This window comes from Streptomyces sp. NBC_00490, assembly GCF_036013645.1.
Taxonomy (GTDB): Bacteria; Actinomycetota; Actinomycetes; order Streptomycetales; family Streptomycetaceae; genus Streptomyces; species Streptomyces canus_F.
The window spans coordinates 3,767,291-3,781,283 of sequence record NZ_CP107869.1 but is presented as its reverse complement, the minus strand read 5'-3'; the positions used below and the strand labels follow the sequence as shown (position 1 = coordinate 3,781,283).

At 71.5% G+C, this 13,993-nt stretch carries 13 protein-coding genes; 5 read left to right on the top strand and 8 right to left on the bottom strand.

The features are described from left to right. Positions 1-39: 39 nt before the first annotated feature. From nirD to OG381_RS17115, 3 genes are read right to left on the bottom strand one after another with little or no spacing between them, the layout of a single operon-like run. Positions 40-390, bottom strand: a complete 351-nt coding sequence (nirD, locus tag OG381_RS17125) for a nitrite reductase small subunit NirD (RefSeq protein WP_266827337.1) — start codon at positions 388-390, stop codon at positions 40-42. After that, positions 387-2,993, bottom strand: a complete 2,607-nt coding sequence (gene nirB / locus OG381_RS17120; RefSeq protein WP_327716964.1) for a nitrite reductase large subunit NirB — start codon at positions 2,991-2,993, stop codon at positions 387-389. Before nirB ends, nirD begins: the two co-directional genes overlap by 4 nt. Further along, positions 2,993-4,204: an NAD(P)/FAD-dependent oxidoreductase gene (locus OG381_RS17115; protein ID WP_327716963.1), complete on the bottom strand. Its 1,212-nt coding sequence runs from the start codon at positions 4,202-4,204 to the stop codon at positions 2,993-2,995. The genes nirB and OG381_RS17115 overlap by 1 nt, the downstream gene beginning before the upstream one ends. 231 nt (positions 4,205-4,435) lie before the next feature. Here OG381_RS17115 and OG381_RS17110 point away from each other — a divergent pair, with 231 nt between their 5' ends. Then, positions 4,436-5,218 carry a sulfite exporter TauE/SafE family protein gene (locus tag OG381_RS17110; protein ID WP_327716962.1) on the top strand — a complete coding sequence of 261 codons (783 nt, stop codon included), beginning with the start codon at positions 4,436-4,438 and terminating at the stop codon, positions 5,216-5,218. A gap of 14 nt (positions 5,219-5,232) precedes the next feature. Further along, positions 5,233-5,754: a chloramphenicol phosphotransferase CPT gene (gene cpt / locus OG381_RS17105; RefSeq protein ID WP_327716961.1), complete on the top strand. Its 522-nt coding sequence runs from the start codon at positions 5,233-5,235 to the stop codon at positions 5,752-5,754. A gap of 92 nt (positions 5,755-5,846) precedes the next feature. Here cpt and OG381_RS17100 read toward each other — a convergent pair whose 3' ends face one another. After that, positions 5,847-6,743, bottom strand: coding sequence for an NAD(P)-dependent oxidoreductase (locus OG381_RS17100; RefSeq protein ID WP_327716960.1), 897 nt, complete (start codon positions 6,741-6,743; stop codon positions 5,847-5,849). A 99-nt stretch (positions 6,744-6,842) separates the two neighbouring features. Here OG381_RS17100 and OG381_RS17095 point away from each other — a divergent pair, with 99 nt between their 5' ends. Continuing rightward, positions 6,843-7,235 carry a winged helix-turn-helix transcriptional regulator gene (locus OG381_RS17095; RefSeq protein ID WP_327716959.1) on the top strand — a complete coding sequence of 131 codons (393 nt, stop codon included), beginning with the start codon at positions 6,843-6,845 and terminating at the stop codon, positions 7,233-7,235. Here OG381_RS17095 and OG381_RS17090 read toward each other — a convergent pair. Together OG381_RS17090 and OG381_RS17085 are read right to left on the bottom strand one after the other, a co-directional pair. Next, the gene (locus tag OG381_RS17090; RefSeq protein ID WP_327716958.1) at positions 7,173-7,799 is read right to left on the bottom strand and encodes a class F sortase; all 627 of its coding nucleotides are present in this window, start codon (positions 7,797-7,799) and stop codon (positions 7,173-7,175) included. The genes OG381_RS17095 and OG381_RS17090 overlap by 63 nt on opposite strands. A 115-nt stretch (positions 7,800-7,914) precedes the next feature. Further along, positions 7,915-8,436, bottom strand: coding sequence for a hypothetical protein (locus OG381_RS17085; protein ID WP_327716957.1), 522 nt, complete (start codon positions 8,434-8,436; stop codon positions 7,915-7,917). A 277-nt stretch (positions 8,437-8,713) separates the two neighbouring features. On the opposite strand from OG381_RS17085, the gene OG381_RS17080 reads away from it, so the two are divergent. Beyond that, entirely contained in the window at positions 8,714-9,298 is a 585-nt protein-coding gene (locus OG381_RS17080; protein ID WP_327716956.1) for an NADPH-dependent FMN reductase, read from the top strand. 82 nt (positions 9,299-9,380) lie between these two features. Here OG381_RS17080 and OG381_RS17075 read toward each other — a convergent pair whose 3' ends face one another. After that, positions 9,381-11,042 carry a M4 family metallopeptidase gene (locus OG381_RS17075; RefSeq protein WP_327716955.1) on the bottom strand — a complete coding sequence of 554 codons (1,662 nt, stop codon included), beginning with the start codon at positions 11,040-11,042 and terminating at the stop codon, positions 9,381-9,383. A gap of 146 nt (positions 11,043-11,188) precedes the next feature. Between OG381_RS17075 and OG381_RS17070 the strand changes: the two genes are divergently transcribed. Further along, positions 11,189-11,602 (top strand): gamma-glutamylcyclotransferase family protein, encoded by a 414-nt coding sequence (locus tag OG381_RS17070; RefSeq protein ID WP_327716954.1) that lies wholly within the window; start codon positions 11,189-11,191, stop codon positions 11,600-11,602. A 194-nt stretch (positions 11,603-11,796) separates the two neighbouring features. Here OG381_RS17070 and OG381_RS17065 read toward each other — a convergent pair whose 3' ends face one another. Next, positions 11,797-13,887, bottom strand: coding sequence for a molybdopterin oxidoreductase family protein (locus OG381_RS17065; RefSeq protein ID WP_327716953.1), 2,091 nt, complete (start codon positions 13,885-13,887; stop codon positions 11,797-11,799). Positions 13,888-13,993 lie beyond the last annotated feature (106 nt).

Sequence of the window (13,993 nt, the reverse complement as noted above, 5' to 3'; positions counted from 1 at the left end):
TGAGAACGGTCGGTCAAGAAAGGGTGGTCGGGGAGAGGGTCACGACACCCGGACCTGGTACGTCGGGATCCGTACCGTCTCGTCGTCCAGGCACTGCCCCGACAGCAGGTCGAAGCGCTGCTTCAGCAGGGGCGAGGCGACGAACGGCCGGCCCTCGTGGGTGCCGGTCAGCCCTCGGGACAGGACCGCCGCGCCACCGAACGGGTCGCGGTTGTCGATGGCGTACAGCTCGCCCGCGCGGTCGCGGAAGAGGGCCACCTGCCGACCGTCGGGCAGCAGGGCCGCCACGCCGCGGCCCGGCAGCAGGACGTTCAGGTCGCAGACCGTGAACCAGCTGTCGTCGAGGCGCAGTTGGATCTTCAGGGCGGTCGTCTCGGGTGCCAGGGTCATCGCTGGGCGCTTCCTTCCAGGACGTCTTCAGCGGGGCGCATGCCGATGGACAGCAGGGGCAGGTCGGGCTTGATCTGGTCGCGCTCGGGCACGAAGCCGACGACCGGGTCGGGGGTGTCCGGCGCGTTCACGAAGGACACGAACCGGGCGAGCTTCTCGGGGTCGTTGATGGTGTCGGACCACTCGTCGCGGTAGTGGGCGACGTGCGAGGTCATCAGCGACTCCAGCTCCTCGCAGATGCCGAGGGAGTCCTCCACCACCACGTCCCGGACGTGGTCCAGGCCGCCGGGGATCCGCTCCAGCCAGGTGGAGGTGCGCTCCAGGCGGTCGGCGGTGCGGATGTAGAACATCAGGAACCGGTCGATCAGCCTGATCAGTTCGGTGTCGCTGAGGTCCTGGGCCAGCAGGTCCGCGTGGCGCGGGGTGGCGCCGCCGTTGCCGCCGACGTACAGGTTCCAGCCGCCCGAGGTCGCGATGATCCCGAAGTCCTTGGACTGGGCCTCGGCGCACTCGCGGGCGCAGCCCGACACCGCCGACTTCAGCTTGTGCGGGGAGCGCAGGCCCCGGTAGCGCAGCTCCAGGTCGATCGCCATGCGCACCGAGTCCTGGACGCCGTAGCGGCACCAGGTCTGGCCCACGCAGGACTTGACCGTACGCAGCGACTTTCCGTACGCGTGGCCGGACTCGAAGCCCGCGTCGACCAGCCGGGTCCAGATCAGCGGGAGCTGCTCGACGCGGGCGCCGAACATGTCGATCCGCTGACCGCCGGTGATCTTCGTGTAGAGGCCGAAGTCGCGGGCGATCTCGCCGATGACGATCAGGCCCTCGGGGGTGATCTCACCGCCGGGGATACGCGGGACGACCGAGTACGAGCCGTTCTTCTGCAGGTTGGCCAGGAAGTGGTCGTTGGTGTCCTGGAGCGCGGCCTGCTCGCCGTCCAGGACGTAGACGTCGGCACCGATGGTCGAGGCGAGGGAGGCGATGATCGAGGCCACGGCCGGCTTGCAGGTCTCGCAGCCGTCGCCGCCCCGGGCGCCCTCGCGGCCGTAGCGGTCCAGCAGGTCCTGGTAGGTGTTGATGCGCAGGGCGAGGACGATCTCGTAGAGCTCCTCGCGGGTCTGCGAGAAGCAGCCGCACAGGCCCTTGTCGACGACGACGCCGGACGCCTCCAGCTCGGCGGTGACCAGCTGGCCGAGGACCTTGACACAACTGCCGCAGGTCGTACCGGCCTTGGTGCACTTCTTCACCTCGGGCACGGTGGTGCAGTTGTGCTCGGTGACCGCGCCGCGGATGGTGCCCTTGCGGACGTTGTTGCAGGAGCAGATGATCGCGTCGTCCGGCAGGGCGCTCGGGCCGAGCTGGACGGACTCGCCGGCACCGGCGGGCAGGACGAGCGACTCGGGCGAGACCGGCGGGACCGAACCCGTGAAGGCCTTCAGCGTGCCGTACGCCTCGGCGTCGCCGACCAGGATGCCGCCCAGCAGCGTGCCGTCGCGGCCGATGACGAGCTTCTTGTACAGGCCCGAGCGGGAGTCGGAGTAGACGACGTCGAGGCAGTCCTCGGTCGCGCCGTGCGCGTCGCCGAAGGAGGCCACGTCCACGCCGAGCAGCTTCAGCTTGGTGGAGAGGTCGGCGCCGAGGAACGAGGCCTCGTCCGAGGCGATGGTCGCCGCGACCGTCTCGGCCTGCTCGTAACCGGGGGCGACCAGGCCGTACACCCGGCCGTCGGCGGCCTGGGCGCACTCGCCGATCGCGAAGACGTGCGGGTCGGCGACCGTGCGGCACTGCTCGTCGACGGTGATGCCGCCGCGCTCGCCGACCGTGAGGCCGCAGTCGCGGGCCAGCTGGTCGCGGGGGCGGACACCGGCGGAGAACACCACCAGGTCGGTGGCGAGTTCGGAGCCGTCGGAGAGCTTCATGCCGGTGACGGCACCCTCGGAGTCGACCACGATCTCCTGCGTGCCGACGCCCGTGTGGACGCTCAGCCCCATCTCCTCGATGGTCCGCAGCAGCGCCGCGCCACCGCCCTCGTCGACCTGCACCGGCATCAGCCGCGGCGCGAACTCGACGATGTGGGAGGTGAGTCCGAGGCCCTTGAGCGCGCCCGCGGCCTCCAGGCCGAGCAGACCGCCGCCGACCACGGCACCGGTGGTGCGCGTCCTGGCGTACTCCTCGATGGCGAGGAGGTCCTCGATGGTGCGGTAGACGAAGCAGCCCTTGGCGTCCTTGTTGGGGACCGGCGGCACGAAGGGGTACGAGCCGGTCGCGAGGACGAGGATGTCGTAGTCGAAGACCTGGCCGGACCGGGCGGTCACCCTGCGGGCGTCACGGTCGACGGTCTGAGCCGGGTCGCCGACGTAGAGCTCGATGCCCTCCTTCTCGATGAACTCCATGTCGGTCATCGAGAGGTCCTCGGGCGTCTTGCCCGAGAAGTACGAGGTGAGCGCTACGCGGTCGTAGGCCGGGCGCGGCTCCTCACAGAGCACGACCACGCGGTGCGTGGCGGTCAGGCCGCGCTCGGCGAGCGCTTCGAGGAAGCGCTGGCCGACCATGCCGTGGCCGACGAGCACGATCGTGGGAGTGGTCTCCCTGTTGGCGGTCATCAGGAGCCTCCATCGTTGGTGAGCAGGTGGAGCAGAGGACCGTCGTCGGGGAGCGGCTCTGCTCCCTCCCAGGCGCGCGCGAGCGCGCCGACGGTGCCGAGTTCGCCGACGAGGACCCCGCCGACCAGGCGGTCGTCGCGGACGACGACCTTGCGGTAGGTACCTCGGGTGGCATCGGCGAGCTGTACGACGTCGTCGCCGGGAAGTGCCTCCGTCTCGCCGAACGCGGCGAGGTCGAAGGCGGTCTGACCGGGCAGCGTGAGCCGGGTCAGCGAACGGGTGCCGGTGTAGCGGGCGGTCGCCCGCCCGGCCAGCAGTTCGGCGAGCACCTCGGCCTGTTCGAGGGCCGGAGTGGCGAGCCCGTAGACGTTTCCGTCGTGCTGGGCGCAGTCGCCGATGGCGTGGATGTACGGGTCGGAGGTGCGCAGTTCGTCGTCCACGACGATGCCCTTGCGGACCTCGATGCCGGCGCCCCAGGCCAGACCCGCGCGCGGGCGGACCCCGCAGGCCAGGACCACCAGGTCGGCGTCGAGGGCGTATCCGTCGGCCATCTCGACCGAGCGGACCGCGCCGTTGACGCAGCGCACGTCACGCACCCGCAGGTCGGTGTGGACCTCGACGCCGAGCTCGCTCAGATGGCGCCGGACGAGCTGTGAGGCGTTCGGGTCGAGCTGACGCTCCATGAGCCGCTCGGACTGCTGGGCGAGGATCACCTGGGCGCCGCGCTGGGCGAGCGCCCGGGCGGCGGAGACCCCGAGGAGCCCACCGCCGATGACGACCGCCTTCGCACCCGGCCGGACCGCCTTGGACAGGCCCAGGCAGTCGTCCATGGTGCGGAAGGCGTGGACGCCCTCCGGCAGGACGTGGTCGGGGGTGAACAGCCCGCGCAGGGGCGGCAGCACCGGGTTCGAGCCGGTGGCCAGGACCAGCCGGTCGTATGCGATCTTGGAACCGTCGGCGCACTCGACGGTCCGCGCCTCCCGGTCGATGCCGGTGACCCGGGCGCGGGTGAGCTCCGCGGGGGCCGGCAGCGCGATCACGTCGGGGCTGTACCGTCCGGCCAGCACATCGGCGAGGAGCACCCGGTTGTACGGGCGGTGCTCCTCGTCGCCGATCAGCGTCACGGGCGTGCCGAGCTCGCCGAGCCGCCGGGCGAGACGGACGCCCGCGAGCCCGGCGCCGATCACCACCACACGCGTATTCGAGGTCATGTCCAGGAGCGTGCGTTGCCGGTGTTACCCGACCGCATCACATCTGTTTCCCGCGGGGAACGCTGCCCTCAGCAGGGGCGGTGGGCGGGTGTGAGGGTTCCCGGAGTGCGCCGGGGACGGGCTGTGAGGTCGCGGAACCAGCGGAATCCGTGCAGGTGACATCGTCTACGAGACCCAGCCGAAGATCATCTCGATGGACTGGACACCTATCTGCTGTCTAAGGTCCCGATCATGCCCGACATATCGCTGACCACCCTCGTCGTCCTGTGCCTCGCGGCGCTGGCCGCCGGCTGGATCGACGCCGTGGTCGGCGGCGGGGGTCTGCTCCTGCTCCCGGCCCTGCTGCTGGGCCTGCCGTCGAGCACCTCGGCCGCGTACGCCCTCGGTACCAACAAGGCCGTCGCCATCGTCGGCACGTCCGGCGCGGCGGTGACCTACGCCCGCAAGGCCCCGGTCGACGTGCGCCTCGCGGTCCGCATCGGCCTCGCGGCCCTCGTGGGCTCCTCGGCGGGGGCGTTCTTCGCGGCGGGGATGAGCACGGACGTACTGAAGCCCGTGATCATGGTGGTGCTCCTGGCCGTCGCCGCCTTCGTCATCCTGCGCCCCGCCTTCGGCACCGCCCCCGCCACCGGCCCGGCCGGGCGTCGCCGCGTCCTCGCCGCGATCGGCCTCGCGGGCCTCGGCATCGGTTTCTACGACGGTCTGATCGGCCCCGGCACCGGCACCTTCCTGGTCCTCACGCTCACCGCCGTCCTCCACCTCGACCTCGTCACGGCCTCCGCCACCGCGAAGATCGTCAACTGCTGCACCAACGCCGGCGCGCTGGCCACCTTCGCCTGGCAGGGCACGGTCCTGTGGCAGCTGGCGGGGCTGATGGCGGTGTTCAACCTGGCGGGCGGCATGCTCGGCGCGCACACGGCACTGAAGAAGGGGAGCGGTTTCGTCCGGGTCGTGCTGCTGACGGTGGTGTTCGCGCTGGTGACGAAAATGGCGTACGAGCAGTGGCTCGCCTGACCTACGGTGACGTCATGGCGACCCAGGTGATCGTGGTAAACGGCGGCTCCAGCTCCGGCAAGTCCGGGATCGTGCGGTGTCTGCAGGAGGTGCTGCCGGACCCGTGGCTGGCCTTCGGGGTCGACTCGCTGATCGAGGCGATGCCAAGTCAGGGGGCGGGCATCGAGTTCGCCCCGGACGGCGCGGTCCACGTGGGCCCGGAGTACATGGCCCTGGAAGCGGCCTGGGCCAAGGGCATCGCGGCCATGGTCCACGCGGGCGCCCGCGTGATCATCGACGACGTCTTCCTCGGCGCGGCGGCGACCCAGGACCGCTGGCGCCGCGTCCTCGACGGCCTGGACGTGCTCTGGGTCGGTGTCCGCTGCGAGGCCTCGGTCGCCGCCGGCCGGGAGATCGCCCGCGGCGACCGGGTGCGCGGGATGGCGGAGAAGCAGGCGGAGATCGTCCACCAAGGGGTCGTGTACGACGTGGAGGTGGACACCGCCGGGACCGAGTCCCTGGAGTGTGCGCGGAGGATCGCCGCGCACGTGGGCTGAGCGCTCCGCCGGAAGTGCCGCGACGGGTTGTGGTCCGTTGTGGTTCGCCTGCGGCGAACCGGCAGTCGGCTTCACCCGGCCTGCTGAGACCGTCAGGACTGCTTCTTCCGCATGAGCAGTTCGAGCACCCCCGTGATGTCCTCGTCCCCGTGCCCGTCCGCGACCCGGCGCGCCATCAGGTCCGCGTACGGCGTCAGCAGTTCGGTGCTCACGCCCTGCTCCTCGGCCGTGCGCAGCAGCGTGGCGTTGGCGGCGGACTGCATGGCCAGGTTGGAGACCACGTCCTTGCCGTAGTCGCCGCTCTCCAGCTGGTCGGCGGCCTTGTGCACCATGAACGTCATCGCGGTCAGCCACTGAGCGAGCAGCTGGGCGAAGTCCTTCGGCGCGATGTCCTCGGAGTGGATCAGCGCGAAGGCGTGGGTGATGCCCGCGAACATGCCGTCCATCGCGCTCAGCAGCGCCACGTCGTGCAGCGCGGCGAACCCCGGGTCCGCGCCGACGTACGTGGTCGCGGCCGGCACGGCGAGGGTGGCGCGGTGCTCCTCGAAGAGGCCGGCGGAACCGCTGTAGAAGACGTACGCGCCGGAGTCCGGTACCTCGATCATCGGCGGTGTGCCCATGATCCCGCCGTCCAGGAAACGGGCGCCGCGGGCCTGTGCCCAGGCGGCCCGCTCCCGTCCCTGGTCCGGCGTCCCGGTGGTGAGGTTCACCAGGTCCCTGTCCTGGAGGTCGGCCTTCTCGAGCGCCTCGCCGACCGACGCGTCGTCCAGCAGGCAGGCGATCACCAGCCGGTTCGCGGCCACCGCCGCGGCGGCACTCGCGGCGACCGTCGCGCCCTCGGCGGCCAGGGCCTCGGCGCGGGCGGGGGTGCGGTTCCAGACGGTCACGGGATGGCCGGCGGCGAGCCAGGTGCGGGCGAGGGCGGTGCCCATGGCACCGGCGCCGAGGAGGGTGAGCGGGGTCTTGGTGGTGAGGGCGTTGTCAGTCATGCCGCTTAGGGTTGTTCGTGGGGAAGCGCCTGCTCAAGTACGTACTTGAGAGTGGGTGGTTACCGCCGGGAAAGAGTCCAGGCAGGAAGAGGGGGCGGCATGGCGAGGGCACGGCGGCCGGGGTCGTACGTCTGCGGGATCGACGCGGCGATGGATGTGATCGGCGGCAAGTGGAAGGTGCTCATCCTCTGGGCGCTGCACGAGAAGCCGTGCCGCTTCGGCGAGCTGCGCCGGGAGCTGCCGGGGGTGACGGAGAAGGTGCTCGCGGCTCATCTGCGGGAGCTGGAGGAGGACGGGATCGTGCACCGGGAGGCGTACGACGAGGTGCCGCCGAGGGTCGAGTACTCCCTGACCGAGCGGGGCGAGACGCTCAACGAGGCGCTGGGGCCGCTGGGGGACTGGGGCAAGGAGAACATGCTCGGTGGTGTGTCAGCGGCTGCCGGTCAGATGCGCGAAGACGACGACGTTGCCCTGATAGCCGGTCGCCCGTGAGTAGCCCCCGCCGCAGGTGATCACCCGCAGCTCGGGCCGGTGCGCCGCGCCGTACACCTTCTCGTCGGGGAAGTCCTTCGCGTCGTACACCTCGACGGCGTCGACTGAGAAGAGGGCCGCGGTGCCGTCGCGCCGGGCCACCTCGACGGTGCTGCCCTTCTTCAGGGCGCCGAGGCGGTAGAAGACGGCGGGACCATCGGCGTTGTCGACATGTCCGGCGACGATCGCGGTGCCCGTCTCACCGGGGGTGGTGCCGGCCTCGTACCAGCCGGCGAGGTTCTCCTTCTCGGCGGGCGGGACGTCGAGGCTGCCGGCCGGGGTGAGTCCGAGGCCCGTCAGGGGGGCGTTCACGCGGATCGACGGGATGCGGATGCGGTCCGGAGGGGAGGGCGGCAGCGCGGGCGCGGAGCGCGCGTCGGTGCGGTCGGCGCGGGCCTCGGCGGCGGACGGCTGCGGCGGCGCGTGGGTCGCGGCGCCACTGCGCAGCAGCCAGGCGCCGCAGCACAGGGCGACGACGGTGACGGCCGCTATGACGAAGTTGCCGGCGCCGCGGTGTCCGCGCATGCCGAGCCTCCTTTTCGCTGGGCCTGCCCCTGTCCCCCTCCGGGCCGCGAGGGGCGTCGGACCCGGAGGGGGAGGGGACATGCGGTACCGGCGGACGGACAGCGGAGGGTGTCCGTCAGATCCCGTCGCCTCTCGCCCGGCGATGCAGGAGCCAGGTACCGCCCGCGGCGGCGACGGCGAGAGCCGCCACGCCGGCCGCGGTCTGCACGGGGTCGGGGCCTAGAGCGCCACCGACCCCCGTCTTCACACTTCCTCGGGGATACACCTGCTGACGGGTGGCGGTGAGCGTGACCACCAGGTCGCCCGTGACCCGCCGGCCGCCCTCCGCGCACGTCGCGACGATCTCGTACGTCCCCGGCTGCGCGCTCTCCGGCACCTGGAACTGTCCGATCGCGTCCTGCTCATGGGTGCTCGGCGCGAGCGTGAACGGTCCGGCGCCCACCGCACTCGCGTCGCCCGCCGCGGTGTCGCCGTCCTCGCAGGCCGCCGTGTTCACGGTGACCTGTTCACCGGGCACGACCGAGGACGGGTACACCTCCAGGCTCCCGGCGTCCGCGGCGTGCACCGGTGCGGCGACCAGCCCCGCGGCCGCGACGGCGAGCGCGGTGCCGGTCAGCATGCGGGCGGTACGGCGCATCGGTGCTCCCTCGAGCTCTTCGGTGTTCCCTGCCCTTCCGAGGTAAGTGGCAGCGGGCCGAGCGCGCTTCCTGAGGGTGCGTCAGAAATGGGGTGAATGGGTGTCAGATCGGTCTGCGATCGGGCTGCTGCGGCGGTGTTTGGGCAGGTCACCGGCGTAGGGCGAAGGTGTCGCGGAAGAGAACCCGAAGGGCGCACAGCGGGGGTGCGACCGGGTGACCCGGTGTCGGCGGCCGGGGCTTGACCTCAACCTTTGTTGAGGTATCAGGCTGTTCCTCATGCAGATCACAGACGCCCCTTTGAAGGTCACCCTCGTCGTCGGCAGCAACCGCCACGGCCGCTTCGGCCCCGTCGTCGCGGACTGGCTCATCGACCTGATGCGCGACCGGGAGGACCTGCTCCCCGAGGTCGTGGACGTCGCGGAGACGGACCTCCCCATGTCCTTCGCCCGCACCCCGGAGACGACGGCCGTCCTCTCCGGGATCTCCGCGAAACTGGCCGCCGCGGACGCCTTCGTCGTCCTCACCCCCGAGTACAACCACTCCTACCCCGCCGGCCTCAAGAACCTCATCGACTGGCACTACACCGAGTGGCAGACCAAGCCCGTCGCGCTCGTCTCCTACGGCGGCATGTCCGGCGGCCTGCGCGCGGTCGAACACCTCCGGCAGGTCTTCGCGGAACTGCACGCGGTGACGGTCCGGGACACGGTGTCCTTCCACAACGCGGGGGCGTCGTTCGACGACGAGAGGCGGCTGAAGGACCCGGCGGGACCGGAGGCGGCGGCGAAGACGATGCTGGACCAGCTGGTGTGGTGGGGGAGGGGGCTGAGGGAGGCGAGGGAGCTGAGGCCGTACGGGGCCTAGCCCCGCCCCTCGCCCGGCGGTGCGGCGGCGGGCCCGGTCACGCCCGCCGCCGCACCGCCGTCGTGTCACCGGCTGCCGCGCCTCAGCTCACGTTCACCGCACTCCACGCCGCGGCCACCGCGTTGTACTCCGCGCTCCCGGCCCCGTACAGGTCCTTCGCCGCGTTCAGCGTCGCCGTACGCGCACCCGCGTAGTTCGTCGAGGACGTCATGTAGACCGTCAGCGCCCGGTACCAGATCGCGCCCACCTTGTCCCGGCCGATGCCCGACACCGAAGACCCGTTGCAGGTCGGCGAGTTGTAGCTGACGCCGTTCACCGTGCGGGCGCCGCTGCCCTCCGCCAGCAGGAACGCGAAGTGGTTCGCGACGCCGGACGAGTAGTGCACGTCCAGGTCCTTGACCGTCGAACTCCAGCAGTCCGCCGAGCTCCCGTCCTTCGACGGCTTGTCCATGTAGCGCAGCGCGTCCCGGCCGAAGCCGGAGCGGACGATCTTCTCGCCGATCAGGTAGTCCCCGCCGTCCGTGGCGTTCTTCGCGTAGAACTCCACCAGCGTTCCGAAGATGTCCGACGTGGCCTCGTTCAGGCCGCCCGACTCACCCGAGTACGTCAGCGCCGCCGTCTTCGACGTCACCCCGTGCGACATCTCGTGGCCCGCCACGTCCAGCGACACGAGCGGGCCGAGCTGCGTCCCGTCGCCGTCGCCGTACGTCATGCAGAAGCAACTGTCGTCCCAGAAGGCGTTGTTGTAGTTGTTGCCGTAGTGGACGCGGTTGAACGAGCCCTTGCCGTCGCCCGCGATACCGCTGCGCCCGTGGACGTTCTTGTAGTAGTCCCAGGTGACGTCGGTGCCGTACTGGGCGTCCACGGCCGCCGTCGCGCGGTCCGAAGTCGCCCCCGTTCCCCAGTGGTTGTCCGCGTCCGTGAAGAGCGTCGCCGGGGCGCGGCTGATGCAGATGCCCAGGAAGCAGAGGTCCGTCTTGTTCGCCGCGTCGCCCGTGTACGTGTTTCCGCGCGTCGCGTCCTTGAGCTGGTACGCCGACCCCGACAGCGTCGTCTCCAGCGGCACCGTCCCGCCGTACAGCGACTTCCCGTCACCCGTCGCCGTCTCGATCGAGTCCCACGCGTCGATCTGCGCGCCCGTGCCCGCGTCGGTCAGCACCGTGCGCCCGACCGGGTTGCCGAGCGCGTCCTGCGCGACGACGTTCGTCTGCCAGGCCAGCTTCGGGGCGCCGTGCAGGGCGTCGACGACCAGCTGGGGCTTGGCCGTCAGCTTCTTGAGCGTCTCGCCGAGGTTGGCGGCGCGCAGTGCGTTCGCCGCGAGGTCGGCGGCCTTCGGGGCGGCGAGGGCGGGGGTGACCGAGGGCAGGGCGATGGACCGGCGGGTGGCCCTGTCGGTACCGCGGTACGTCCCGTTCGCGTTCAGGTGGACCACGAAGTCGCCGCCCAGTACCGGGATTCCGCGGTATGTACGGTCGTAGCGGACGTGCTGCCCGCCGTCCTTGTCGACCACCACGTCCCGGACCTTCGTGTCCTGCGCGGCTGTGAGGCCCAGCTTCGCGGCCTGCGCCACGAGCACGTCCGCCGCGTTGTCGATCGCGGTGGCCCGGGTCGGCCTGTCGGCGGCGCCCGCGGTCGGGGAGAGGGCGGTGGCCAGGAGGGTCGCGGCGGTGGCGGCCATGCCGACCGTGGCGAGACGGGACCCCAGGAGGGTGTGGACAGGGCGAACGGGACGTATCCGGCTCATCTGTCTCCTTGAAAAGGCGCGTTGGGGCGCGTGGGGGAAGGAGGAGGCGCGCGTGCTGCCTGAGATTTAAGGGGTCATGACATGTGGTGTCCAGAGGGCGTCTGTGCACGTCCGGCACCCGTGTGTGAGGAGAGAGAATCGTTTCTGTGAGACTCCCGTTCTTCGTCTACGGCACCCTTCGGCCCGGAGAGGTCAACCACGACCACTTCCTCCGCGGCCGCACCGGCTCACAGCAGCCGGGGCGGCTCGACGGCGTGGTGCTGTACGACGGTCCCGGCTATCCGTACGCCGTCGAGGAGCCCGGGGGCACCGTCCGCGGGGAGCTCGTCACCGCCCTCCCCGAGGCGTACGACGACCTCCTGGCCGCCCTCGACCTGCTGGAGGAGTACGCCCCCGGCGATCCCCGCAACCTCTACGAGCGGATCGAGTGCGACGTCGTACGGGACGCCGACGGCGTGTCCGTGCGGGCGTGGGTGTACGTCGCCGCCCCCGCCGTGGCCGCCGGACTGCGTGCGCGCGGCAAGCTCATCGACAGCGGCGACTGGCTGCTCCGCGGCTGAGAGTGACGTGTGGACCGTGACGGCCGAACTCGGCCACTGGCGACGCGAGCACGGCGAGAGCCTCCGCCCCTGACATGCCCTGGTCCAGCCGCTCGCCTCGACCGAACCGCCTACCGCGACACCGCGGCGCCGCCGCCGTCGAGCCCTCGGAGCGCGCCGGCATCATCACCGGCCGGGACGGGACGGCCCCGCTCCTACGGCTTCACCGTCTCCAGCCGTACCGCGCACGCCTTGAACTCCGGCATCCGCGAGGTCGGGTCGAGCGCCGGGTTGGTGAGGGTGTTCGCGCGGCCCTCGCCCGGCCAGTGGAAGGGCATGAAGACGGTGTCGGGGCGGATACCGGTGGTGATGCGGGCCGGTGCCACGGCCCGGCCCCGCCGCGACACGACCGCCACCGGGTCACCCTCGGCCGCGCCCAGCCGGGCCGCGAGCCGCGGGTGCAGCTCCACGAACGGGCCCGGCGCTGCGGCGTTCAGCTCGTCCACCCGCCGGGTCTGGGCGCCGGACTGGTACTGGGCGACGACCCGGCCGGTCGTCAGCAGCACCGGGTACTCCTCGTCCGGCTCCTCGGCGGAGGCGCGGTGCGAGACCGGGACGAAGCGCGCGCGGCCGTCCGGCGTGGCGAAGCGGTCGAGGAAGAGCCGGGGCGTCCCGGGATGTCCCGCTTCCGCATCGGCGTCGGCCGCGGGACACGGCCAGAACACCCCGTTCTCCTCGGCGAGTCGTCGGTAGGTGATTCCCGAGTAGTCCGCGGGCCCGCCGGCGCTCGCCCGCCGCAGCTCCTCGAAGACCTCCTCGGGGTCGGTCGGGAAGCCCTTCTCCACACCGAGCCGGTCGGCGAGTTCGTGCATGACCTCCAGGTCGCTGCGCACGCCCTCGGGCGGGGTGATCGCCTTGCGGCGCAGCAGCACCCGGCCTTCCAGGTTGGTCGTCGTGCCCGTCTCCTCCGCCCACTGCGTGACCGGCAGGACGACGTCGGCGAGCGCCGCCGTCTCCGACAGCACGACGTCACAGACGGCAAGGAAGTCAAGGGACTTGATGCGCTCCTCGATGTGCGCGGCGCGCGGCGCCGACACCACCGGGTTGGAGCCCATCAGCAGCAGCGACCTGATGTCGACACCCAGGGCGTCCAGCAACTCGTAGGCGCTGCGTCCGGGTCCGGGCAGCGAGTCGGGCTCGACTCCCCACACCTCGGCCACATGCCGCCGCGCCGCCGGGTCGTCCAGCTTGCGGTAGCCGGGCAACTGGTCGGCCTTCTGGCCGTGTTCGCGCCCGCCCTGTCCGTTGCCCTGCCCGGTCAGACAGCCGTACCCGGAGAACGGCCTGCCCGCCCGGCCCGTCGCCAGGCACAGGTTGATCCAGGCGCCCACGGTGTCGGTGCCCTTGGACTGCTGCTCGGGTCCGCGCGCGGTCAGCACCATCGCGGCCTCGGGCTCGCAGAACATCCGTACCGTCTCGCGGAGTTGGGGCACCGGAACGCCGGTGATCCGCTCCACGTACTCCGGCCAGTGGGCCATCGCCGCGGCGCGGGCCTCCTCCCAGCCGGCCGTGCGCTCGTCGACGTACGCCTCGTCGACCCGCCCCTCGGCGACGACCAGGTGCAGCAGGCCAAGGGCCAGCGCGAGGTCGGTGCCCGGGCGGGGCATCAGATGCAGGTCCGCCTGCTCGGCGGTCTTGGTGCGGCGCGGGTCGATGACGACGAGCGTGCCGCCGTTCTCACGCAGCTCGTTGAAGAAGCGCATGGACGGCGGCATGGTCTCGGCGGGGTTGGAGCCGACGAGGATCACACAGCCCGTCTTCGGGATGTCCTCCAGCGGGAACGGCAGCCCGCGGTCCAGGCCGAACGCCTTGATGCCGCCGGCCGCCGCGGAGGACATGCAGAAGCGGCCGTTGTAGTCGATCTGCGAGGTGCCGAGGACGACCCGGGCGAACTTGCCCAGCGTGTACGCCTTCTCGTTCGTCAGGCCGCCCCCGCCGAACACCCCGCACGCGTCCGGACCATGCTCCGCACGCGTACGCCGCAGTTCCCCGGCGATCCGGTTCAGCGCCTCTTCCCAGGTGGCGGGCACCAGCTTGCCCTCGGAGCGCACCAACGGGGAGGTCAGGCGTACCCGGGAGGAGAGCACCTGGTGTGCTGTGCGGCCCTTGCCGCACAGCGCACCCCGGTTCACCGGAAAGTCCGCGCGCTCGGTGACCTCCACGCCCCCGTCCGGGACGGGCGTGAGATTCATCCCGCACTGCAGGGCGCAGTAGGGGCAGTGGGTGGGCGTCGCGGAGTTCTGCATGCTCCTCAGCGTGCTTCCGCCGTGTTACGTGCACGGGGGCTCCCTGTTACGCGGGCGGGACGGCGACCTCCCCGCCGGCCTCCGGGCGCGGTGAGGCCGCCGGGCC